Below are 22232 nucleotides of genomic sequence, written 5' to 3'. Positions count from 1 at the left end.
GGAGCCCCCATGTCCGCTCTCCGTCGCACCCTCGCCGTTCTCGCCGCAGCAGCCGGTGCGCTGCTGCTCGCCGTCGGCCCGGCCACGGCCGCCCCCTCGGAGCAGGACCAGGAGTGGATGGTCGTCGCGCACCAGGGCAACCTCGCCGAGATCGCCGCGGGGCAGGCAGCCTTGCAGCAGGCGACGACCGACGTCGTGCGCCAGCACGGTCAGATGCTCGTCGACGACCACACGAAGCTCGACGCCGACCTGACCGCCGCCGCCGAACAGCTCGGCGTCACGCTGCCCTCCGAGCCGACCGAGGAGCAGCAGCAGACCCTCGCCTCCGTGAAGGCCCAGTCCGGGGAGGCGTTCGACACCGCATGGGTCGAGTCCCAGATCGCCTCGCACCGCGCGACGATCGCGGCCGGCGAGGAGGAGCTGGCCCAGGGCAGCGAGCAGTCGGTGAAGGACCTGGCGAGCGCTGCCGCGCCCGTGGTGCAGGAGCACCTCGACGCGCTGCTGGCCACCGCCCAGGACCTCGGCGTGCCCACCGGGGTTCCCGCCGGCACGGGCGGGCAGGCGGCGTCCGCCTCCCCGGTGCTCGCCGTCGCCCTCGTCGGCGCAGGCCTGGCCGCGGTGGTGCTCGCGGGCGTCGTCCTGCTCCGGCGTCGCGCGTGAGGCCGGACCGGGGCCGCAGGCACCGGCGCCCGGTCCCCGTTGCGGCGGCCCTGGTCCTCGCCGCGGCCGGGGCGGGGTGCGTCGCGGTGGGGACGGGCCTGCTGGCGAGAGCGCCCGCACTGTCCGTCCCGGACGTCGCCGTGGCCGGCCCCACCGCCGTCGCCCCGGTCGCGCCCACCCCGCCCCGCGCGCCACGGGACCCGTCCGCTGCGGGCGCCGAGGTGCGCCCGGCGGCGAGGCCAGCGGCACCGGCGGTGGCGGGGCCGGCGCGCCTGAGCGCGCCCGACGTCGACGTCCGCGCGGAGGTCGTCCCCGTCGGCCTCGCGCCGGACGGCGCGCTCGAGATCCCGCCGGACCCGGACGTGCTGGGCTGGTGGTCCGCCGGCGCCGTGCCCGGTGCGGCCGCCGGCGCGACCGTCGTCGCCGCCCACGTCGACGCCGCGGACGCCGGGACCGGCCCGATGCTCCGCCTGGTCGAGGCCCCGGTGGGCACCGTCGTCGACGTCACCACGACCGACGGCACCACGGTCACCTACCGCGTCGTGGAGCGCCGGTCCTACCCCAAGGCCGACGGCCTGCCGCGCGACCTCTTCGCCTCCGACGGGCCCCCGCGGCTCGTCCTGATCACCTGCGGCGGCGTCTTCGACCGTGCCGCTCACCACTACCGGGACAACGTCGTGCTCGTCGCCACCCCGGGACAGGAGCCCGGCGCGTCGGACGCCGCCGGCGGCTAGCGCTCCCGCCGCTCCCGCCGCTCGCGCTGCTCGCGCTGCTCGCGCTGCTCGCGGCCGACCCGGAGCAGGTTCGCCTGCGCCTGCGCCCGCCGCGCGGCGTCGACGGCGCTCTCGTGCCAGTGGGGGGCGGCAAGGGCTCGCGGCGGCCGCCGCGCGGCCCGGGGACCGGACCGTGCCTGGCCGGCCTCGAGCCGCTGGGCGACGGACGAGCCGACGCTCAGCACCGTCGGCGGAGCGGCCGGCGCGGGCCAGGCGACGAGCAGGTACTCCTCGCGCGGCCCTGTCGCCACCAGGTCGTACTCCAGGTCGCGGCCGCGGGCGTGCACCCGCAGCCGGAACCAGTCGGCCCCCGGCGGGTTGATCGCGAACCGTGCCGCCGGCGCGGCGTCGTACGTCCCCGCGGCCACGACGACGTCCTCGACGGCCCGGGCGCTGATCTCCACGACGTCCTGCCAGCCGTCGGCGACGTCACCGGGCGCCGCGTCGCGTCGCTCGACGGCCACCGCCACCGGCCCCATGACGATGCCCGTGACGATCCGCGGCTGCCCGGACGCCATGCCCGCGACGAGGCCGCCGACGACGTCGGCGGGACGGGGCCCGGCGGCGACGCCGCGCAGCTCGACGCTGCGCTCGTCCGCGCGGGTCACGTAGTGCATCGCCTCGTCCCTCCGAGCTCGCGCCCTCGGCCCCGACCTGGGCGGCGCGGTCCTCCCAGGATGCACCGGGCCACCGGTCGTCGTCGCACCGGGCGCGCGGACGACGTGGCACGTCACCCGAGGAGCCAGCCCTGGACCAGCGTCCCGGCGAGGTAGCCGAGCAGGGCGGAGGCCGCGAGGTCGACGACCAGCGCCGGGACGACGGCCCGCCTGGGGACCAGGCCCCGCTCGACGCCACGGCGGAGCGCGCGCTGGAGAGTGCACGCCGAGAACAGCGCGAAGAAGCCCGCCAGGAAGACCGGTGTCGACCCGACGCCGGGGGCCACCAGCAGGCCGACGACCGACAGCACCGTCACGCTGCCGAACGTGATCTGCATCGCCCGCACCGCGTCGGTCGGGTCGGTGTCATCGGCCACGAGCTTCCCCCTCGGTCCCGGGCTTGCCTGCGTCTCTCACCGGCCGCACGCTCCGGCCACGACGAGACCACCACGACGAGACCACCACGACGCCGCCGTGACGCCAAGGGCGGGGATGGCTCTTCACCCCCCGCTCAGGTCTCAGGACCGCCGGCGGAGACCGGCGCATCCCGACCGGACCCTCGTCCAGCGCTGCGGTACGTTGAGTGCGCGTCGGGCGCCTCGTGCGTCGACGACGTCCTGGAGCTCGCCCGACCTGCGCCGATGGGAACGATGACGAACAGCAGCGCGCCGCGTGCAGCAGTCCTGCACGTCCACGGGTACAACGACTACTTCTTCCAGGACCACCTGGCGCGGGCGTTCGCCGACGCCGGGTACGCGTTCTACGCCGTCGACCTGCGCGGCGCCGGCCGGTCCTGGCGCGCGGGCCAGGTGCCGCACTACGTGAGCGACCTGCAGGAGCAGGCCACCGACGTCGCGCAGGCGGCCCGCGCGGTCCGCGCCGAGCACCCCGACCTCCCCCTGGTCGTCCACGCCCACTCCACCGGCGGGCTCACCGCGAGCCTGTGGGCGCACGCCCACCGCCGTGCCACCGGCGCGGCGGCCGGTCCCGACGCGCTCGTCCTGGACGCCCCGTTCCTCGACCTGCCCGGCTCCCCGCTCACGCGCGGGGTCGGCACCAAGGTGGTCGACACCCTCGCCCCGCTGAGCCCGCTGGCGCCGCTGAAGCGCGAGCCCTCCTGGTACGCCACCCACCTGCTGGCCGACAACGGCGGCCGGTGGGCGTTCGACCCGCGCCTCAAGCGGCCCGAGGGCCTGCCCGTACGCGTGGGCTGGATGCGCGCGGTACGCCGGGCCCAGGCGCGCGTGGCCCAGGGGCTCGCGATCTCCGGCCCGGTGCTCGTCGCCGTCTCCGCGGCCTCCGGGCCGGACGCCGCCGACAACCCGCACCTCGACGCCCAGGACACCGTGCTCGACGTCGGCCAGATCGTCGCCGCGGCGCCACGGCTGGGCAAGGACGTGACGCTGCTGCGCGTGCGCGGCGGCGTGCACGACCTGAGCCTGTCCGCAGACGCGCCGCGCCGGGCCTACCTCGCGGGCGTGCTGCAGTGGCTCGACGCCCGCCTCCCCCGGCCGGCGGGCCACGAGGCGGCGCAGGCCCGCGGCGGGGCCGCCGCGTGACGCACCCGTACCTCGACACCCGCCTGCCGGACGGGCGGCCCGGCGTCGCCGCGCTGGCTCATCGCGGCTTCGCCCGGCCCGGCGGCGTCGACTCGGGCCTGGAGAACTCCCTGACCGCGTTCCAGGCCGCCGTCGACCTCGGCTACCGGTACGTCGAGACGGACGCGCACGGCACGGCCGACGGCGTGGCCGTCGCCCTGCACGACGCCGCGCTCGACCGCACCACCGACGCGCGCGGCCTCGTGGCCCAGCTGCCGTGGGACGTGGTGCGCCGCGCGCGCATCGGCGGGGTGGAACCCGTCCCGCGGCTCGAGGACCTGCTCGGCACCTGGCCGCACCTGCGGGTCAACGTCGACGTCAAGGCGGACTCCGGGGTCGCTCCCACCGCCGAGGCGATCGAGCGCACGGGCGCCCACGACCGGGTCTGCGTCACCAGCTTCTCCGCCGCCCGGCGCCGGGCCACGCTCGCCCGGCTGTCGCGCCCCGTCGCCACCAGCGCGGGCACCACCGAGGTCGCGGGGTTCCTCGCCGGGGCGCGCCTGCGCGTCCCGGCGATCGCGCGCGCAGCGCTGCGCCGGGTCGACGCCCTGCAGGTGCCGGTCGAGCAGCGGGGGCTGACCGTCGTCGACGCCCGCACCGTGGCCGCGGCCCACGCCGCCGGCCGGCACGTGCACGTGTGGACGGTCAACGACCCGGCGACCATGCACCGCCTGCTCGACCTCGGCGTCGACGGGATCGTCACCGACCGCGCCGACCTGCTGCGCGACGTCCTGACGGCCCGCGGCCTGTGGGCCTGAGCCGGCGGCCGGCCGCCGCGGCCGGCACCGAGCGGCCACGGCCGCCACGGGCGCCGGCGGGCGCGGCGGCCGTCAGACGCCCAGCTGCACCGGCACGCCCGGGCGTCCCGTCGGCGGCTCCTTGGAGATCTCGGCGTACGCGGCGGCCAGCAGCGCGGGGTCCGGCCCCTCGAGCCGGGTCGGCTTGGCGACGTCCTCGAGCACCACGAACCGCAGCAGGTCGCCGCGGGTCTTCTTGTCCCGGCGCATCGCGCCGAGCAGCTGCTCCCAGCGGTCCCCGCGGTAGGTGACGGGCAGCCCCAGCGAGGTGAGGATGGCCCGGTGCCGGTCCACGACCTCGTCCGGCAGGCGCCCGCCGAGCCGCGCGAGCTCGGCGGCGAACACCATGCCGACGGCGACCGCCGCGCCGTGGCGCCACTGGTAGCGCTCGGCGAGCTCGATGGCGTGCCCGAGCGTGTGGCCGTAGTTGAGGATCTCCCGCAGGCCCTGCTCGGTGAGGTCCTCCCCCACCACGCGCGCCTTGACGGCCACCGACCGCTCGACGAGCTCGGCGAGCACCGCCCAGGTCTCGTCGGCGGTCGGGCGGGTGCCCCACTCGCGCAGCGCGTCCGCGTGCTCCTCCACGAGCTCGAGGATGCGCGGGTCCGCGATGAAGCCCGTCTTGACCACCTCGGCCAGGCCCGCGACCAGGTCCCAGCGGTCCAGCGACTCCAGCGCCGCCAGGTCGCACAGCACGCCGGCCGGCGGGTGGAACGCGCCCACGAGGTTCTTGCCCTCGGCGGTGTTGATGCCGGTCTTGCCGCCCACCGCGGCGTCGACCATGGCCAGCAGCGTCGTGGGCAGGTGCACGACCTTGATGCCGCGCAGCCAGGTGGCCGCCACGAACCCGGCGAGGTCGGTGGTGGCGCCGCCGCCCACGGAGACGATGGCGTCCGAGCGCGTGAAGTCCGCCTGGCCGAGCACCTGCCAGCAGAACGCCGCCACCTGGGCGGTCTTCTGCTCCTCGGCGTCGGGCAGCTCGACGGCGAACGCCTCGTAGCCCTGCGCGACGAGGTCCTCGCGCACCGCCTCACCGGTCGCTTCCAGCGACGCCGGGTGCATCACCAGCACACGGCGCACGCCGCGCCCGAGCAGGCCGGGCAGCTCGCCGAGCAGGTGCCGGCCGATGACGACGTCGTAGGGCTTGTCGCCGTGCACGGTGACGCGGGCGGGGGACGTCATGCGGAGGGCTCCTCGGAGGTGGTGGGTGGGACGGCTGAGGGGTCGCGGGCCTGCTCGACCCGGTCGGCCACCTGCGCGGGCGTGAGCCCGTCGGTGAGCACCCGGACGGTCGCGACCCGCTCGTAGACGGGGCGGCGGGCCTCCATGAGGGCCTGCCACTGCGCCCGCGGGTTGCCGAGCAGCAGCGGGCGCGACCGGTTGAGGCCCACCCGCGGCGCGGCGTGTGCGAGCGAGACGTCGAGGAAGACGACGGCGCCGCCCGCGGCGGCGTAGGCGGCGAGCCGCTCCTGCGTGGCGGGGTCGAGGACGGCGCCGCCGCCGAGCGCCAGCACGCCGTCGTGCGCGCCGAGCGCGGCGGCGACCGCCTCGCGCTCCAGGGCGCGGAACGCCGGCTCGCCGTCGTCGACGAAGATGTCCGAGATCGGCTTGCCGGCCGTCGCCTCGACGTCGTGGTCGGTGTCCCGGAACGCCACGCCGCGGCGCGCGGCGAGCGTCTCGCCGACCGTCGACTTGCCGCTGCCGGGCGGCCCGACGAGCACGAGCACCGGGCGCACCTCGCCGGCGTCCGCCGTCCGGTCGGTCACCGCAGCAGCTCCGGCATAGCCTCGAGGTAGGCCTGAGCGTTGCGGCGCACCTCGGCCACCGAGTCGCCGCCGAACTTCTCCACGGCGGCGTCGGCGAGCACGAGCGCGACCATCGCCTCCGCAACGACCGCGGCCGGCGGCACGGCGCACACGTCCGAGCGCTGGTGGTGCGCCGTGACCGGCTCGCCGGTGGCCACGTCGACGGTGCGCAGGGCGCGCGGGACGGTCGAGATGGGCTTCATGGCGGCGCGCACGCGCAGCACCTCGCCGTTGCTCATGCCGCCCTCGACGCCGCCGGCCCGGTTCGACAGCCGGTGCAGGCGCCCGTCCTCGCCGCGCACGATCTCGTCGTGCGCCTCGGACCCGCGCCGGCGCGCGGTGCGGAAGCCGTCGCCGACCTCGACGCCCTTGATGGCCTGGATGCCCATGAGCGCCGCCGCGAGCCGCGCGTCGAGGCGGCGGTCGCCGTGCGCGTACGTGCCCAGCCCGGAGGGCACCCCGTAGGCGAGCACCTCGACGACGCCGCCGAGGGTGTCGCCGTCCTTGTGGCACTCGTCGATCTCGGCCACCATCGCCGCAGACGTCGCGGCGTCGAAGCAGCGCACCGGGTCGGCGTCCAGGCGCGCCACGTCGTCCGGCGTCGGCACGGGCGCGCCGTCCGGCACGTCCACCGGCCCGATCGCGACGACGTGGGACACCAGCCGCACGCCCAGCGCCTGCTCGAGGAAGCGCGCGGCGGCGGTGCCGAGGGCGACGCGGGTGGCGGTCTCGCGGGCGCTGGCGCGCTCCAGGACGGGACGGGCGTCGGCGAAGCCGTACTTGCGCATGCCGATCAGGTCGGCGTGGCCCGGGCGCGGGCGGGTCAGCGGCCGGTTGCGGGCGACCTCGCGCGCGTCGCCCGTGCCGGCGTCGACGAGCAGCGCCTCGGCGGGCACCGGGTCGGGAGCCATCACGTCGACCCACTTGGGCCACTCGGAGTTGCCGATCTCGATGGTCAGCGGGCCGCCCTGGGTGACGCCGTGGCGCAGCCCGGCGAGCACGCGCACCTCGTCCTGCTCGAACTTCTGACGGGCGCCGCGGCCGTACCCGAGGCGTCGGCGGGCGAGCGCCGCCTGGATGTCGGCGGTCACCAGCTCGACCCCGGCCGGCAGCCCCTCCAGCACCCCCACGAGCGACGGACCGTGCGACTCCCCCGACGTCAACCAGCGCAGCATGCGCCGATTCTCCCACGGGTGTACCGCACCCCGGGCGACCGTCTCAGCCGGTCAGACGGCCGGGGCGAGCTCCGCGCGCAGCGCGGCGTCCATCGCCGCCAGCGGCGCGCGCCGCCCGGTCATGAGCCGCACCTGCTCGGCCGCCTGGTGCAGCAGCATCCGCTCCCCGCCGACGACGACGCCGCCGGCCCGCTCCCACGCCTGCGACAGGGCGGTGGGGCGCGGGTCGTACACCACGTCCAGCAGGACGCCGCCAACGCTCCCGGCCGGCCCGCGCCCGCGGGCGTCGAGCGCCTCGGCCAGCCCGTCGGCAGCGTGCGCGGGGGCGGTGGACACGACGACGTCCGCGGCGCGCAGCACCTCCTGGGAGCCCTCCGGGTCGAGCAGCGCGAATCGCGGCTCGACGCCGAGGCGCTCGGCCGCCTCCTGCAGCCCGGCGGTGCGGCCCAGCGAGCGGACCAGCACGTGCGGGCCGGCACAGCCGAGGTCGCGCAGCGCGGCCAGCGTGGACGCCGCGGTGGCCCCGGCCCCGACGACGACGGCCTCGCCCACGGGCCGCTCGCCCAGCCCTTCGCGCAGCGCGGCGACGAGCCCGTGCACGTCGGTGTTGGTGCCGGCCAGCACGACGCCGCACGCGGCGGGGCGCACGGTGACCGTGTTGACCGCCCCCGTGGCGCGGGCGACGTCGTCGACCTCGTCCAGCAGGGGGATCACCGCCTGCTTGAGCGGCATGGTGAGGCTCAGGCCGGCCCAGCCGAGGTCCAGCTCGCGCAGCACCCCGGCGAGCTCCTCCGTGGGGGTGTCGATCGCCGTGTACCGCCACCCGTCCAGGCCGAGGGCCGCGTAGGCCGCCGCGTGCAGCACGGGCGACAGCGAGTGGGCGATCGGGTGCCCGAGCACGGCGGCGCGCCGGCCGGGCGCGCCGCCGGCCGCGGGGGCGCCGGGCTCGCTCACCCCTGGTTCTCCTGCCACTCCTGGTACTCCTGCTTGAGCTGCTGGAACTCGTCGTAGTTGTCGGTGAACTTCGTCTCGCCCGTGTCGAGGTTGACCGTCACGTACCAGAGCCAGTCGCCGGCCGGCGGGTGCACGACCGCCTCGATCGACGCGCGGCCCGGGTTGCCGATCGGCGTCGGGGGCAGCCCCTGGTGCACCCGGGAGGCGTACGGCAGGTCGGGGTCGTTGAACTCGTCGCGGGTGATCTCGCTCGCCGGCTTGCGCAGGCCGTAGGCGTCGATGGCGTCCATGCCGAGCGGCTCGCCGCGCTCGAGGCGGTTGTCGATGACGCGCGCGACCTGGCCCCGGTAGTCGTCCGGCGCCTCGCGCTCGACGATCGAGGCCTCGGTGAGCACCTCGTGGCGGTCCTCGGCGGCGACGCCGAGCTCGTCGAGCTCCGAGACCGTGCGCGCGACCATCTGGCTCAGCAGGGTCTGCGCCGTGTCGTCCGGCTGCACCGTGTACGTGGCCGGCGACAGCCAGCCCTCCACCGTGCCGTCGGCCTCGGCGGGCAGCCCGATCGACGTGGGGTCGGCCACGGCCGCGTCGAGGTCGGCGCGCGAGATCGTGGTCACCGACGCGATGCGCTCGAGCACCTGCTCGGCCGTGAAGCCCTCCGGGATCGTCACCCGGGTCTCGAGCTTCTCGTTCTTGGCGAGCGCGGCGACGGCGTCCGACGCCTTCATCTCGGTCAGCAGCTGGTAGACGCCCGGCTGGATGCCGGCCGCCTGCGGGTTCTCGCCGAACGCCTGCTTGAACGCCTCCACGGACGCGACCACGCCGGCGTCCTTGAGCACCTGGCCCATCTCAGCGCCGGTGGCGCCGGCCGGGATCTCGACCTCCACCGCCTGGTCGCCCGGCCCGGGGAAGTCCTCCGCCTCGCGCGAGAACGGGTTGCTCAGCAGGCCCGAGACGTTGCCCCAGGTGACGTAGCCGACGGCGCCGACCACGAGGAGGCACGCCACGACGACGAGCGCGGTCCGGCGGCGACGGCGCCGCCGGCGCTTCGCCGCGGCCCGCTGCCGCGCGGCCGAGCGCCTGCTCGGCACGGGCTGCTGGAGGGCGGGGGGCTCGAAGAGGTCGGTCACGCGGGAGGTCCTGTTCGTCAGTCCTGCGTCAGGGGGTGGGTGCCTCGACGAGCTCGCCGGCGCGTGTCCCCGCTGCCCGCTCCACGTCGAGTGCAGATTGCAGAATGATAACGGCCGCCGCCTGGTCGATCACCGGGCGGTGGCTCTTGGTCTTGCGCCCGGCGGCGCGCAGCTGCGCGTGCGCGGCGACGGTGCTCATCCGCTCGTCGACGACGCGCACCGGCACGGGCGCGACCGCGGCGGCGAGCCGCGCGGCGAACCCTCGGGCGTCCTGCGTGGCGGCCCCCTCCGCCCCCGACAGGTGCCGCGGCAGCCCGACGTAGACCACCGCGGCGAGCCGCTCGTCGACCTCGGCGGCGATGCGCGCGACGTCCGCCGTCCTCCCCTCGCCCCCGAGCACCCGCGGCACCGTCTCCACCGGGGTGGCGACGAGACCGTCGGGGTCCGAGGCGGCCAGGCCGATGCGCGCCTTGCCGACGTCCACGCCGAGGCGGGCCCCACGGGCGACGCCCGCGGTGCCCGCCTCGGGTCCGAACGGCCGGGTCACGGCGGTCAGCCGACGATCCCGTCGCGGACGCCGTCGACGACGCCGGACAGCGCGGCCGGCAGGGCCGTCGCGTCGGAGCCGCCACCCTGGGCGAGGTCCGGCTTGCCGCCGCCGCCGCCACCGAGCACACCGGCGGCAGCCTTGACGAAGTCGCCCGCGCGCAGGCCCGCCTCGCGCGCCGGCGCGTTCGTCGCGACGACGACCAGCGGGCGGCCGTTCGACACGCCGCCGACCGCGACCAGCGCCGGGTCGGCGTCGCCGAGGCGGCCGCGCACGTCCAGCGCCAGCGCCCGCAGGTCGTCGGCCGAGGCGACCTCACCGGCGTCGTGCGTGACGACGCGCACGGCACCGACGCGCGGCGCCTCCGCCGCGAGCGTGCCGGCGGCGGACAGCAGCCTCGCCTGGCGCAGCGCGGCGAGCTCCTTCTCCGTCTCCTTCAGGCGCGCCAGCAGCGAGCCGACGCGCTCGCCCAGCTCCTCGGGACGCGCCCCCAGCATCCCGGTGAGCTGACCGACCAGCGCGTGCTCCTTGGCCTGGAAGCCGTAGGCCCCGTCGCCGACCAGCGCGTCGACGCGGCGCACGCCCGAGCCGATGGACGACTCGCCCAGCAGCGCGACGCGGCCGATCTCGCCGGACGCCTTGACGTGCGTGCCGCCGCACAGCTCGCGCGACCAGTCGCCGCCGATGGAGACGACGCGCACGATGTCGCCGTACTTCTCGCCGAACAGGGCCATGGCGCCCAGCTCGCGCGCCTGGTCCAGCGGCATGAGCTGGTCGGTGACGTCGAGGTTCTCGGCGAGGCGCACGTTGACGCGCTCCTCGATCTCCTGCAGCGCCGAGGCGGGCACCGCCGACGGCGAGCGGAAGTCGAAGCGCACGCGGCTGGGCGCGTTCTCCGAGCCCGCCTGCGTACGGTCCGGGCCCACGAGCTCGTGCAGCGCCTTGTGGATCATGTGCGTCGCGGAGTGCGCGCGGCTGATCGCCACGCGGCGCTCGACGTCGATCGTGGCGGTGCCGGGGTCGCCGAGCGCCACGGTGCCCTCCACGAGGCGGCCGCGGTGCACGTTGAGGCCCTTGATCGGCCGCTGCACGTCGTCGACCTCGATGGTCGCGCCGCCGTCGAGCACGATCGTGCCCTGGTCGGCGAGCTGCCCGCCGGCCTCCGCGTAGAACGGCGTGCGGTCGAGCACGACCTCGACGTCGGCGGGCGCCGTCGCGGCCGGCGCGGGCACGCCGTCGACGAGCAGGCCCGCCACGGTGACCGCGGCCTCCTGCTGGGAGTAGCCGAGGAACTCGACCGGCGCGGCCAGCTCGCCGGCGATCGTCTCGTAGGCGCGCAGGTCGGCGTGACCGGTCTTCTTGGCGAGCGCGTCGGCGCGGGCGCGCTGCTTCTGCTCGGCCATGAGCTCGCGGAAGGCCTTCTCGTCCACCTGGACGCCCTGCTCGGCCGCCATCTCGAGCGTCAGGTCGATCGGGAAGCCGTAGGTGTCGTGCAGCTGGAAGGCCTCGGAGCCCGACAGCGTGGCCGCCCCGGTCCCCGCGGCGGCCTTCGCCTTCGACACGGCGGTGTCCAGGATCGTGGTGCCCTGCGCGAGCGTGCGGCGGAACGCGTCCTCCTCGCCGTAGGCCACGTCGCTGATCCGGGCGAAGTCGGTCTCCAGCTCCGGGTAGGAGGCCTTCATCGCGTCCTTGGAGACCGGCAGCAGCACGGGCAGCGCCTCGGCGTCGTACCCGAGCAGGCGCACCGCGCGCACGGCGCGGCGCAGCAGGCGGCGCAGCACGTAGCCGCGGCCCTCGTTGGACGGGCGCACCCCGTCGCCGATGACCATGAGCGCCGAGCGGACGTGGTCGGCGACCACGCGCATGCGCACGTCGTCCTCGGGGTCGGCCCCGTAGCGCTTGCCGGACAGCTCCTCGACGGCCGCGATGACGGGGAAGACCTCGTCGATCTCGTAGAGGTTCTCCTTGCCCTGCAGCAGGTAGGCGATGCGCTCCAGGCCGGCGCCGGTGTCGATGCTCTTGTGCTCGAGCTCGCCCAGCAGCGGGTAGTCCTTGCCCTGCCCCTCCCCGCGGATGAACTGGTCGAACACCAGGTTCCACACCTCGAGGTAGCGGTCGCCGCCCGGGTCGACGTTGCCGCCCTCGGCCTCGGGGCCGTAGGCCGGGCCGCGGTCGTAGTGCCACTCGGCGCACGGGCCGGCCGGGCCGGGCTGGCCGGTGTCCCAGAAGTTCTCCTCGCGCGGCAGGCGCACGATGTGCTTGGGGTCCAGGCCGACGCCCTTGGTCAGCGCGTCGTACGCCTCGGCGTCCTGCTCCCAGATCGTGACCCACATGCGGTCGCCGTCGAACCCGTAGCCGCCCTTCGACTGCTCGGTGGTCAGCAGCTCCCAGGCGAAGTCGATGGCCTCGCGCTTGAAGTAGTCGCCGAACGAGAAGTTGCCGTTCATCTGGAAGAACGTGCCGTGGCGCGTGGTGCGCCCGACGTTCTCGATGTCGTTGGTGCGGATGCACTTCTGGACGCTGGCCACGCGCGGCCACGGCGCCGGCTCGGTGCCCAGGATGTAGGGGATGAACGGCACCATGCCCGCGATGGTGAACAGGATCGAGGGGTCGGGCGAGACCAGCGGCACGCTGGGGGCCAGGTGGTGCCCCTTGGAGCCGAAGTAGTCGAGCCAACGCTGGCGGATGTCGGCGGTGCGCATGGTGTCCTTCACGGGTGAGGGGTGGTGCCAGAGACATTCTCGCGCGCACGGCGCGCTGCTCCGAACGGGTGGTGCTCGCGGTGTGCCTCCCGCGAGGCGAGGGGTCTGTGGGTCCGGTCCGACGACGGCGCCCCCGCCCGACGGCACGGGCCGGGCGGGTCTGCCACCTGCCGGGCCGACGCCGAGCGGCTCAGGGGCTGCTCAGGGCTGCTCAGGGCTGCTCAGAAGGAGTAGCCGAGCTCGTCCTCGTCGTCGTCCGGACCGCCCGCGGCCGTGGCGCCGCGGGCGCCGGTAGCTCGGCGGGCACGGGTCTCGGCCGGATCGGCCTGCCCCTCGGCCAGGAGCGCCTCGAGCAGCTCGGCCTCGCGGGCGGCGCGCGCCTCGGTGAAGCGCGCGCGGAACTCCTGCGCGGCGTCGCCGGCGCGGCGGCCCGCCGCGGAGGCGGCGTGCTCGGCACGCTCGGCGAGGCTCGCGGGCACGTACTGGCGCACCAGGCGACGGCCGCGGCGGTAGACGACGACCGTGACGGCGACGCCGACCCCGACCCAGAACAGGCGGCGCATCAGCGGCCGCCCCGGTCGGTGGCCTTGCGGGCCGCGCCGGCGAAGGCCTGGCGCACGCCGTAGGAGAACGCCGCCACCTTCACCAGCGGACGGCCCAGCGTCGCGGCGTACAGGCCGGAGAGCGCGGAGACGTTCTCGCTCACCTGGGCGGCCGACGTCGTGATCGTGTCCACCTTGCCCAGCTGCGTGTTGGCGCCCGCGACGGTCGTGGCCGCCTCGTCGAGGATCGGCACGGAGTGCTCCGTGACCTCGCGGATCGAGCGCGTCGCCTCGTCCAGGACCCGGCCCAGCTTGACCAGCGGCACGGCCAGGGCGCCGACGAGCAGCACGAAGGCGATGGCGGCGATGAGCCCGGCCACGTCTCCCACGGTCATTCCGGTTCCCTTCCTCGCACGGACCTGCAGGGCCACGGCGACGGCCGCGCCGGCCCTGCGGGGGGCGCACGCCGTCGGCGTGCGCAGGTCACCCTATCCGACACCGGCCGCCGGGCCGGCCCTGCGGGCACGTCCCGGACGTGCGCGGACGCCCCGCCGCACGCTGCCGGAGGCAGGGCGACGGGGCGTCCGTCAGGTGCTCGCGCGGGCGTGCCGCGCGCGCCGCGTCAGCGGGCGTAGAACTCGACGACCAGCTGCACGTCGCAGGTCACGGGGACCTCGGCGCGGGTCGGGCGGCGGGTGAGCGTCGCCTGCAGCTTCTCGAGGTTGACGTCCAGGTAGCCCGGGACGGCCGGCAGGACGTCGCGGTGGGCGCCGGCGGCGGCGACCTGGAACGGCGTCGTGGCCTGGGACTTCGGCTTGACCTGGATGGTCTGGCCCGGCTTCACGCGGAACGACGGACGGTCCACGATCTTGCCGTCGACCAGGATGTGACGGTGGGTCACGGCCTGGCGGGCCTGCAGGATCGTGCGGCCGAAGCCGGCGCGCAGCACGAGGGCGTCGAGACGGGTCTCGAGGTCCTCGACCATGACCTCACCGGTCAGGCCCGGGTGCTTGCGGGCGGTCTCGTAGACCTTGACGAGCTGCTTCTCGCGCAGCGCGTACTGGGCGCGCAGACGCTGCTTCTCGCGCAGACGCACCGCGTAGTCGGACTCGGTGCGGCGGCGGGCGCGGCCGTGCTCGCCCGGCGGGTAGGGGCGCTTCTCGAAGTGCTTGACGGCCTTCGGCGTGAGCGCGAGGCCCAGGGCGCGGCTCAGGCGGACCTGGCGGCGCGAACGGGTCACAGAGGTCACTGTGCTTCCTGTCCTGTCGGATGGATGAGGTCACACCCGAGGCGAGGAGTCTCGTCGGGTGCGGGACCAGCCGTAGGGGCGCTGCTCCGGCTCGGAGCGTGCCCGCGGGGCCGAGGTCCCAGGGAGTCGCCGCGAACGGCAACCTGACCATGCTACCGCACCCGCCGCGTCCTTCCGGCCCACGACCTCGGCGGACGCCCCGACCACGGCGGCGGACGGAGCGACCACCACGGAGCGACTATCTCGGTGGGCGCGCCCGGCCGAGGATCTCGCGCACCCGCTCCAGCCGCTCGGCCACCTGCCGCTCGTAGCCGCGGTCGCTCGGCGTGTAGTACCGCCGGCCCACCAGCTCGTCGGGCAGGTACTGCTGCGGGGCGATCGCGTGCGGGGCGTCGTGCGCGTACTGGTAGCCCTTGCCGTGCCCCAGGCGCTCGGCGCCCGCGTAGTGGGCGTCGCGCAGGTGCGCCGGCACGACGCCGATGCGGCCGGCGCGCACGTCCTCCAGCGCCGCGCCGATGCCGGCGTACGCGGCGTTGGACTTCGGCGCGGTCGCGAGGTGGACCACCGCCTCGGCCAGCACGATGCGGCCCTCGGGCATGCCGATGAGCTGGACCGCCTGCGCCGCGGCGACGGCGGTCTGCAGGGCGGACGGGTCGGCCATGCCGATGTCCTCGGCCGCCGAGATGACGAGGCGCCGGGCGATGAACCGGGGGTCCTCCCCCGCGGCGACCATGCGCGCCAGGTAGTGCAGCGCCGCGTCGACGTCGGAGCCGCGGATGGACTTGATGAACGCGCTGACGACGTCGTAGTGCTGGTCGCCGTCGCGGTCGTAGCGCACCGCGGCGACGTCGACGGCGCGCTCCACCGTCTCGAGCCCGACGACGACGGGCTCGCCGGCGGCCACGGCGTCCGGCGCTGCCTCGGACAGCGCGGTGCCCGCCGCGGCCTCCAGCACGGTCAGCGCCTTGCGTGCGTCGCCCCCGGCCATCCGCACGAGCTGGTCCTCGGCCTCGGGCGCGAGCTCGACGGAGCCGCCCAGGCCGCGCTCGTCGGCCACCGCGCGGCGCACCAGCTCGCGCACGTGCTCACCGGTCAGCGGCCGCAGGGTGAGCAGCAGCGAGCGGGACAGCAGCGGGGAGTTGACCGAGAACGACGGGTTCTCCGTGGTGGCCGCCACCAGCGTGACCCACCGGTTCTCCACGCTGGGCAGCAGCGCGTCCTGCTGCGACTTGGAGAACCGGTGCACCTCGTCGATGAAGAGCACCGTCTCCTCACCGCTCGTGGCCAGCCGCCGACGCGCGTCGTCGACCACCTGCCGCACGTCCTTCACGCCGGCGGTGACGGCGGACAGCTCGACGAACCGGCGGCCCGAGACGGTGGCGACCAGGTAGGCGAGCGTCGTCTTGCCGGTGCCCGGCGGGCCCCACAGGATCACCGAGCCGGGCGCCGCACGGCGCGCGGCCTCGTCGGCGGGCTCCACGAGCCGGCGCAGCGGCGAGCCGGGCTGCAGCAGGTGCGACTGCCCGGACACCTCGTCCAGCGACGCGGGGCGCATGCGCACGGCGAGCGGCGCGCCGGACCCGGCCCGCTCCACCACCGGCGTGCCGTGCTGCCCCGTGGTGACGGCGTCGAACAGGTCCATGGCCCCAGCCTACGGAGCGGCGGGGACACCCCTGTCCGCCGCCTCCACCACCGCGGGCCACCCCGGGTCGTGCGCGCCCGGGCCGCACCCGCACGACTCGCGGTGCCGCAGCGACGGCGCGACCCGCTCGAGCACCGGGGGGTGGGCGTCCCCGGTCATCCGTCCCAGCAGCAGCTCGACGGCGCGCCGTGCCATGCCGTCGAGATCCTGGCGCACCGCGGTCAGGCGCGGGCGGAACAGGTCGGCCCACTCGAAGTCGTCGTAGCAGACCAGCGCGACGTCGTCCGGCACCGCCAGGCCGAGGTCGCGCAGTGCGCGCAGCGTGCCGATCGTCATGGCGTTGTTGAGCACCACGACGGCGGTCGGCCGGTCCGGCCCGGCGAACGCCCGGGCGACGGCGCGCTGCGCGTCGTCGGCCCGCGAGCGCCCGGGCAGCACCAGCGCCGGGTCGTAGTCGAGGCCGCGGCGGGCCACCACGGCGCGGTAGCCCTCGAGGCGCTCGGCCGTGGTGTCGAGGCCGGGCAGGCCCGCGACGGCCGCCACGCGGGTGTGCCGCCGGTCCGCGAGGTGCTCGACGAGGTGCTCCACCGGCTCCCGGTTGAGCGGCACCACCTGGTCGCACGCCGCGTCGGTGTGCCGGTCGACGAGGACCACCGGCACCCCCTGCGCCTGCACCTGCGGCACGACGCCGCCGCCGGCCGCCGCGGTCGGCGCCAGGAGCAGCCCGGCGACGCGCTGGTCGAGCATCCGCTCGACCACGGCCGCCTCGTGCGCGGGCTCGTCGCCCGTGTCCCCCACCAGCACCGTGTACCCGCGCCGCTCCAGCTCGCCGTTGAGCGCGGACACCAGCGGGCCGAAGTACGGGTTGGTCAGCGCCGACACGGCGACGCCGACCGTGCGGGTCTCGCGCCGCGCCAGCGAGCGCGCCAGGCCGTTGCGGCGGTACGCCAGGCCTGCCACCGCCGCTTCCACCCGGGCGCGCGTGTCGGGCGCCACCACCCGAGTCCCGTTGAGGACGTGGGACACGGTCGACACGGACACGCCCGCCGCACGGGCGACGTCGCCCATCGTCGCCATCGCACGCCTCCCTCTCCGCACCGCGGCGCCAGCGCCGCTGGGGCGCCACTACGCGCAAGCGCTTGCGCAAGCGCTTGCGGCGATCCTACTGTGATCGAGGTCACGCAACGACGCGCGACCACCCGGACGAAGGAGTTCGCCATGCTCTCGTCGCTCACCACCGCCGCTGCGCGGCCGGGACCCCGCCGCGGGCGCCGGCGCCGGACCGTCCGCACCGCCGTCGCCGGGCTCGCCGCCCTCGGCACAGCCGCCGCCCTGGCCGCCTGCGGCGGCGGGGACACCGGGGGCGGTGGCGAGACCGGCGACGAGGCCACCGGCGGCACGTCGGACGTCACCGTCGGCCTGGTCACCAAGACCGACTCCAACCCGTTCTTCGTGCGGATGCGGGAGGCCGCACAGGAGGCTGCCGAGGAGAATGGGGCCCGGCTCGTCGCGCTGGCCGGCGAGTTCGACGGCGACAACGAGGGCCAGGTCGCGGCCATCGAGAACCTCGTGACGCAGGGCGTCGACGGCATCCTCATCACGCCGAACTCCTCGACCGGCATCCTGCAGGCCATCGCCGACGCCCGGGCCCAGGGCGTGCTGGTCATCGCGCTCGACACGGCCACCGACCCCGAGGACGCCGTCGACGCGACGTTCGCGACCGACAACCGGGAGGCGGGCCGGCTGCAGGGCGCCTGGGTCAAGGGCGCCCTCGGCGACACGGCCCCGGTGCTGGCCATGCTCGACGGCACGCCGGGCGGCACCGTGGACACCTTCCGGCACGAGGGCTTCCTCGAGGGCATGGGGCTGAGCGAGAACTCCCCCGAGATCGCCGGCATGGAGAACACCAACGGCGACCAGACCAAGGCCCAGACGGCCATGGAGAACCTCTACAGCCGCAACACGGAGATCAACTCCGTCTACACCATCAACGAACCCGCCGCCCGAGGCGCCTACCAGGCGCTGTCCGACGCCGGGGCCGCCGACAAGGTGGTCATCGGGTCGATCGACGGCTCGTGCGACGGGGTCCAGGCGGTCAAGGACGGCGAGATCGGCGCCACGGTCATGCAGTTCCCCGACAAGATGGCCGCCGACGGCGTGGCAGCGGTCGTGCAGTACGCCCAGGACGGCACCAAGCCGAGCGGCTTCACGGACACCGGCTCGCAGCTCATCACGGACAAGCCGGTCGAGGGCCTGGAGTCTCAGGACACCGCCTGGGGCCTCGAGAACTGCTGGGGCTGACGTGGAGTCGGCCACCCGCGCCCGCACCCCGGTCGCGACGAGCTGGGACCACCTGCTGCGCAACCCGCTGGTGGGCCCGCTCGTCGCGCTCGTGGTCGCGGTCGTCGTCTTCAGCCTCGTCACCGACACGTTCCTGCGGCCGGGCAACCTCGCCCTGGTGCTGCAGCAGTCCGCCGTCATCGGCATCCTCGCCGTGGCGCAGACGCTCGTCATCCTCACCGCCGGGATCGACCTGTCCGTCGGCGCCGTGGCGGTCCTCGGCACGATCGTGCTGGCCAAGGTGGGCGGCACGGAGGGCGCGGCGGTCGGACTCCTGGTGACCGTGGCGGTGCTGGCGCTGATCGGGCTGCTCAACGGCGTGCTGGTGGCCGGGCTGCACCTGCCACCCTTCATCGTCACCCTGGGCATGTTCACCGCCGTGTTCGCCGCCACCCAGCTCTACGCGGGCTCGGCGACCTACCCGGTGGAACCCGGCCTGCTCACCTGGTTCGGCACCAAGGTGCAGCTCGGGGGGCTGGTCATCTCCACCGGCGTGCTGGCCATGCTGGCCCTGTACCTCGTCGCCTGGTTCGTCCTGACTCAGACCGCGGCCGGGCGCCACCTGTACGCCCTCGGCGGCGCGCCGGAGGCCGCCCGCCTGACCGGCATCCGCTCCGGCCGGGTGCTGGTGCTGGTCTACCTCACCGCCGGCCTCATCGCCGTCCTGGCGGCGTGGGCCGCCCTCGGGCGCATCCCCAACGCTGACCCCAACGCCTACCAGAACGCGAACCTGGAGACGATCACGGCCGTCGTCATCGGCGGCACCAGCCTGTTCGGCGGGCGCGGCTCGGTGATGGGCACCCTCGTCGGCACGCTCATCGTGGCCGTGCTGCGCAACGGCCTGACCCAGGCCGGCGTCGACAACCTGTACCAGAACATCGCGACCGGCGCGCTGGTCATCGCCGCCGTCGCCCTCGACCAGGTCTCGCGACGAAGGGCCCAGACATGACCACCACGACACCCGCCCCGGAGCCCGGCGCGGCACCCGCCGGCACCGCCGCCAGCGACGGGCGCGCTCCGGTGCTCGCCGCGAGCGGCCTCGTCAAGCGCTACGGCTCGGTCGTGGCGATGGACGGCGCGGACTTCGAGCTGCTACCCGGCGAGGTGCTCGCGGTCATCGGCGACAACGGCGCCGGCAAGTCCACTCTCATCAAGGCGCTGTCCGGGGTCGTGGTGCCCGACGCCGGCGAGATCCGCGTCGACGGCCGACCCGCGACGTTCCACACTGCCCGCGACGCCCAGGCGCACGGCATCGAGACCGTGTTCCAGGACCTGGCCCTGGCTCCCGCCCTCGACATCGCCGCGAACCTGTTCATGGGCCGTGAGCTGCGGCGTCCCGGACCGCTCGGGTCGGTGCTGCGGATGACCGACAAGCGGGCGATGCGCCGGCGTGCCGAGGAGCTGTTCGACTCGATGAGCATCCGGATCAAGTCGGTGACCCAGCCGGTCGAGAACCTGTCGGGCGGCCAGCGCCAGGGCGTGGCCGTGGCCCGGGCCGCCGCGTTCGGCAAGAAGGTGATCATCATGGACGAGCCCACCGCCGCCCTCGGCGTGCGCGAGTCCGGCACGGTCATCGAGCTCATCAAGGAGATCCGCTCGCGCGGCATCCCCGTGGTGCTGATCAGCCACGACATGCCGCACGTCTTCGAGGTCGCCGACCGCATCCACGTCCACCGCACCGGCCGGCGGGCCGCGGTGGTGCGGCCGTCGCAGCGCACCATGGCCGAGGTCGTCGCGCTCATGACCGGCGCCCTCGAGCCCACCGAGGAGGAGCGGCGTGGCGTCGCCTGACCCGACCGGCCCGGCCGGACCTGCGACGATCTGCCCCGTGACGACACCGCCCACGACACCGCCCGCCGCGGCGCGGCTGACGACCGCCGAGCTCGTCGAGCGCGCCGCCCGGCTCGCGGCCGCCGGCGGGCGGACCGTGCTCGGCCTCGTCGGCGCCCCCGGCGCCGGCAAGTCCACCCTCGCGCACGCGCTCGCCGACGCCCTGGGCCCGGAGCGCGCCGTCGTCGTCGGCATGGACGGCTTCCACCTGTCCAACGCCGTCCTCGAGGACCTCGGCCGGCGCGACCGCAAGGGGGCGATCGACACGTTCGACGACGCGGGCTACGCCACCCTGCTCGAGCGGATCGCCGCCCAGCGGCCCGGCGACGCCCCGGTGTACGCGCCGGTGTTCCGCCGGGAGATCGAGGAGCCGGTGGCCGCCGGCGTCGCGGTGGCCGCCGACGTCCCGCTCGTCGTCACCGAGGGCAACTACCTGCTCGCGCGCACGGGCGCCTGGCCCCGGGCCCGCGCGCGGATGCGCGAGGTCTGGTACCTCGAGCCGCCCGAGGAGCTGCGCCTGGACCGCCTCGTGGCCCGGCACGCCGCCTACGGCAGGTCGCCGCAGGAGGCGCGCGACTGGGCCCTGGGCACCGACCAGGCCAACGCCCAGCTCATCGCGACCACTCGGGCCGACGCCGACCTCGTGCTGGAGTGGGTGGACGCCGAGGCCTGAGGGCCCGGCGCCTCAGCGGGCGAGCCGCTCCACCACCGCACCGAACAGCCACGGCGCCGCGCCGGCCGCCGGCACGATGGCGCCGCGCGCCGGGCTGCCCGCCCAGGCGAGCAGCCCGCTCGTCAGGCGCCGGTAGTCGCGCGTGGCGGCGCGCCACGCCCGCTCGTACGCCGCCGGGTCGTCCAGGTGGCGCACGACGGCGTCCGCCTGGGCGAGCCCGACCCGCACCCCCTCGCCGGTCAGCGCGTCGACGTAGCCGGAGGCGTCGCCGACCAGCCGCACGCGGCCGGCGGCCCGGGCGCGAGAGCGCTGGCGCAGCGGGCCGGCGCCGCGCACCGGCCCCGCCGCCGGCGCGTCCCCCAGCCGCCCGGCGAGCTCGGGGAAGTCGGACCGCAGCAGCGCCCGGAAGCCGTCCGGGCCGCCCGCCCCGGGCGTGGCGGCGCGCGGGCCGAGCAGCGCGACCCCGACGACGTCGGGCGCCACGGGGGTGACGTACGCCTCGGCGCGCGGCGCCCAGTGCACCTCGACCAGGTCGCCCCAGGGCGCGACCCGGAAGTGCTGGCGCAGCCCGTACCGGGGCGCGCCGGCGCCGGGCGCGCGGCCGCCGGGCCGGGCGCCGCCGTCGGCCTCGAGCCGCGCGAGGCGGCGCACCGTCGAGTGCAGCCCGTCGCAACCCAGCAGCCACGCCGCGCGCAGCGTGGTGGCGTCGCCGCCTGCCAGCGCCAGGTCGACCGCGACGCCGCGGGCATCCTGCCGCAGCCCCTGGAGGCTCGCCTGCTCCAGCCGGACGCCGGCGTCGAGCGCGCGCTCGCGCAGGGCGGCGTGCAGCGTGGTCCGGCGCACGCCGCGGCCGGGGCCGGCGGCGAACCGGTGGTCGGCGTGCCGGCCGGGGCTGCGATAGCTGATGCCCGCCAGCGGGTGCCCGGCCGGGTCGACGCCGAGCCGGCGCACGGCCCCGAGCGCGCCGGGCAGCAGACCCTCCCCGCAGGCCTTGTCGAGGGTGCCGCCGCGCCGGTCGACGACCAGCACGTCGAGCCCGGCCTCGCGGGCGCGCACGGCGGCGGCGAGGCCGACCGGCCCGGCGCCCACCACGAGCACGTCGACGTCGACGCCGGGGCGCACGGCCGGGCTCGTCGTCGGGCTCGTCATCGGGCTCGTCGGG

Annotated in this window: 23 protein-coding genes; 8 read left to right on the top strand and 15 right to left on the bottom strand. The window is 76.1% G+C overall.

The window, feature by feature from the left end; all coding sequences use genetic code 11:
- Positions 1–9 precede the first annotated feature (9 nt).
- The gene (locus tag GSF02_RS12700; protein WP_159796979.1) at positions 10–660 is read left to right on the top strand and encodes a DUF4142 domain-containing protein; all 651 of its coding nucleotides are present in this window, start codon (positions 10–12) and stop codon (positions 658–660) included.
- 86 nt (positions 661–746) lie between these two features.
- The gene (locus GSF02_RS12695; RefSeq protein ID WP_159796976.1) at positions 747–1394 is read left to right on the top strand and encodes a class F sortase; all 648 of its coding nucleotides are present in this window, start codon (positions 747–749) and stop codon (positions 1392–1394) included.
- On the opposite strand, the gene GSF02_RS12690 is transcribed toward GSF02_RS12695, so the two are convergent.
- Both GSF02_RS12690 and GSF02_RS12685 read right to left on the bottom strand, forming a co-directional pair.
- On the bottom strand, positions 1391–2050 hold the full coding sequence (locus GSF02_RS12690) for a hypothetical protein (RefSeq protein ID WP_159796973.1): 660 nt from the start codon (positions 2048–2050) through the stop codon (positions 1391–1393). The two genes, GSF02_RS12695 and GSF02_RS12690, sit on opposite strands and share 4 nt — an antisense overlap.
- A gap of 113 nt (positions 2051–2163) precedes the next feature.
- Complete coding sequence (locus GSF02_RS12685; RefSeq protein WP_159796970.1) at positions 2164–2466, bottom strand: hypothetical protein; 303 nt, start codon at positions 2464–2466, stop codon at positions 2164–2166.
- Positions 2467–2739: 273 nt separating this feature from the next.
- Between GSF02_RS12685 and GSF02_RS12680 the strand changes: the two genes are divergently transcribed.
- Positions 2740–3648: an alpha/beta fold hydrolase gene (locus GSF02_RS12680; protein WP_235915541.1), complete on the top strand. Its 909-nt coding sequence runs from the start codon at positions 2740–2742 to the stop codon at positions 3646–3648.
- Positions 3645–4445, top strand: coding sequence for a glycerophosphodiester phosphodiesterase family protein (locus tag GSF02_RS12675; protein ID WP_159796964.1), 801 nt, complete (start codon positions 3645–3647; stop codon positions 4443–4445). The genes GSF02_RS12680 and GSF02_RS12675 overlap by 4 nt, the downstream gene beginning before the upstream one ends.
- 72 nt (positions 4446–4517) lie before the next feature.
- Here the strand turns inward: GSF02_RS12675 and aroB are convergent, their stop codons facing one another.
- From aroB to GSF02_RS12615, 12 genes are all read right to left on the bottom strand, one after another.
- Positions 4518–5666 (bottom strand): 3-dehydroquinate synthase, encoded by a 1149-nt coding sequence (gene aroB / locus GSF02_RS12670; protein ID WP_159796961.1) that lies wholly within the window; start codon positions 5664–5666, stop codon positions 4518–4520.
- Positions 5663–6250 carry a shikimate kinase gene (locus tag GSF02_RS12665; RefSeq protein ID WP_235915540.1) on the bottom strand — a complete coding sequence of 196 codons (588 nt, stop codon included), beginning with the start codon at positions 6248–6250 and terminating at the stop codon, positions 5663–5665. The genes aroB and GSF02_RS12665 overlap by 4 nt, the downstream gene beginning before the upstream one ends.
- Entirely contained in the window at positions 6247–7464 is a 1218-nt protein-coding gene (gene aroC, locus GSF02_RS12660; RefSeq protein ID WP_159796958.1) for a chorismate synthase, read from the bottom strand. The genes GSF02_RS12665 and aroC overlap by 4 nt, the downstream gene beginning before the upstream one ends.
- A 51-nt stretch (positions 7465–7515) precedes the next feature.
- The gene (locus GSF02_RS12655) at positions 7516–8418 is read right to left on the bottom strand and encodes a shikimate dehydrogenase (protein WP_159796955.1); all 903 of its coding nucleotides are present in this window, start codon (positions 8416–8418) and stop codon (positions 7516–7518) included.
- Complete coding sequence (gene mltG, locus GSF02_RS12650) at positions 8415–9545, bottom strand: endolytic transglycosylase MltG (protein ID WP_159796952.1); 1131 nt, start codon at positions 9543–9545, stop codon at positions 8415–8417. Before mltG ends, GSF02_RS12655 begins: the two co-directional genes overlap by 4 nt.
- 28 nt (positions 9546–9573) lie before the next feature.
- Positions 9574–10092 carry a Holliday junction resolvase RuvX gene (gene ruvX / locus GSF02_RS12645; RefSeq protein WP_159796949.1) on the bottom strand — a complete coding sequence of 173 codons (519 nt, stop codon included), beginning with the start codon at positions 10090–10092 and terminating at the stop codon, positions 9574–9576.
- A 5-nt stretch (positions 10093–10097) separates the two neighbouring features.
- Complete coding sequence (gene alaS, locus GSF02_RS12640; protein WP_159797000.1) at positions 10098–12794, bottom strand: alanine--tRNA ligase; 2697 nt, start codon at positions 12792–12794, stop codon at positions 10098–10100.
- A gap of 221 nt (positions 12795–13015) precedes the next feature.
- On the bottom strand, positions 13016–13357 hold the full coding sequence (locus tag GSF02_RS12635) for a hypothetical protein (RefSeq protein ID WP_159796947.1): 342 nt from the start codon (positions 13355–13357) through the stop codon (positions 13016–13018).
- Positions 13357–13731, bottom strand: a complete 375-nt coding sequence (locus GSF02_RS12630; RefSeq protein ID WP_159796944.1) for a DUF948 domain-containing protein — start codon at positions 13729–13731, stop codon at positions 13357–13359. Before GSF02_RS12630 ends, GSF02_RS12635 begins: the two co-directional genes overlap by 1 nt.
- Positions 13732–13958: 227 nt before the next feature.
- A complete protein-coding gene (rpsD, locus tag GSF02_RS12625) occupies positions 13959–14585 on the bottom strand; it encodes a 30S ribosomal protein S4 (RefSeq protein ID WP_159796941.1) in 627 nt (208 codons plus the stop codon).
- A 238-nt stretch (positions 14586–14823) separates the two neighbouring features.
- The gene (locus GSF02_RS12620) at positions 14824–16227 is read right to left on the bottom strand and encodes a replication-associated recombination protein A (RefSeq protein ID WP_159796938.1); all 1404 of its coding nucleotides are present in this window, start codon (positions 16225–16227) and stop codon (positions 14824–14826) included.
- A gap of 9 nt (positions 16228–16236) precedes the next feature.
- Positions 16237–17304, bottom strand: coding sequence for a LacI family DNA-binding transcriptional regulator (locus tag GSF02_RS12615; RefSeq protein WP_159796935.1), 1068 nt, complete (start codon positions 17302–17304; stop codon positions 16237–16239).
- Positions 17305–17445: 141 nt separating this feature from the next.
- Here GSF02_RS12615 and GSF02_RS12610 point away from each other — a divergent pair, with 141 nt between their 5' ends.
- The 4 genes from GSF02_RS12610 to GSF02_RS12595 are packed head-to-tail and all read left to right on the top strand — an operon-like array spanning position 17446 to position 21070.
- Complete coding sequence (locus tag GSF02_RS12610; RefSeq protein WP_159796932.1) at positions 17446–18528, top strand: substrate-binding domain-containing protein; 1083 nt, start codon at positions 17446–17448, stop codon at positions 18526–18528.
- 1 nt (position 18529) lies between these two features.
- Positions 18530–19516, top strand: a complete 987-nt coding sequence (locus tag GSF02_RS12605) for an ABC transporter permease (protein ID WP_159796929.1) — start codon at positions 18530–18532, stop codon at positions 19514–19516.
- Complete coding sequence (locus tag GSF02_RS12600; RefSeq protein ID WP_159796926.1) at positions 19513–20358, top strand: ATP-binding cassette domain-containing protein; 846 nt, start codon at positions 19513–19515, stop codon at positions 20356–20358. The genes GSF02_RS12605 and GSF02_RS12600 overlap by 4 nt, the downstream gene beginning before the upstream one ends.
- A gap of 37 nt (positions 20359–20395) precedes the next feature.
- Positions 20396–21070: a nucleoside/nucleotide kinase family protein gene (locus tag GSF02_RS12595; RefSeq protein WP_159796923.1), complete on the top strand. Its 675-nt coding sequence runs from the start codon at positions 20396–20398 to the stop codon at positions 21068–21070.
- A gap of 12 nt (positions 21071–21082) precedes the next feature.
- On the opposite strand, the gene GSF02_RS12590 is transcribed toward GSF02_RS12595, so the two are convergent.
- The gene (locus GSF02_RS12590) at positions 21083–22219 is read right to left on the bottom strand and encodes an NAD(P)/FAD-dependent oxidoreductase (protein ID WP_159796920.1); all 1137 of its coding nucleotides are present in this window, start codon (positions 22217–22219) and stop codon (positions 21083–21085) included.
- Positions 22220–22232 lie beyond the last annotated feature (13 nt).

The organism is Puerhibacterium puerhi (assembly GCF_009846865.1).
Taxonomy (GTDB): Bacteria; Actinomycetota; Actinomycetes; order Actinomycetales; family Cellulomonadaceae; genus Puerhibacterium; species Puerhibacterium puerhi.
Note: the sequence above shows the minus strand (reverse complement) of the source record. Positions and strands in the feature narration are given on the sequence as shown.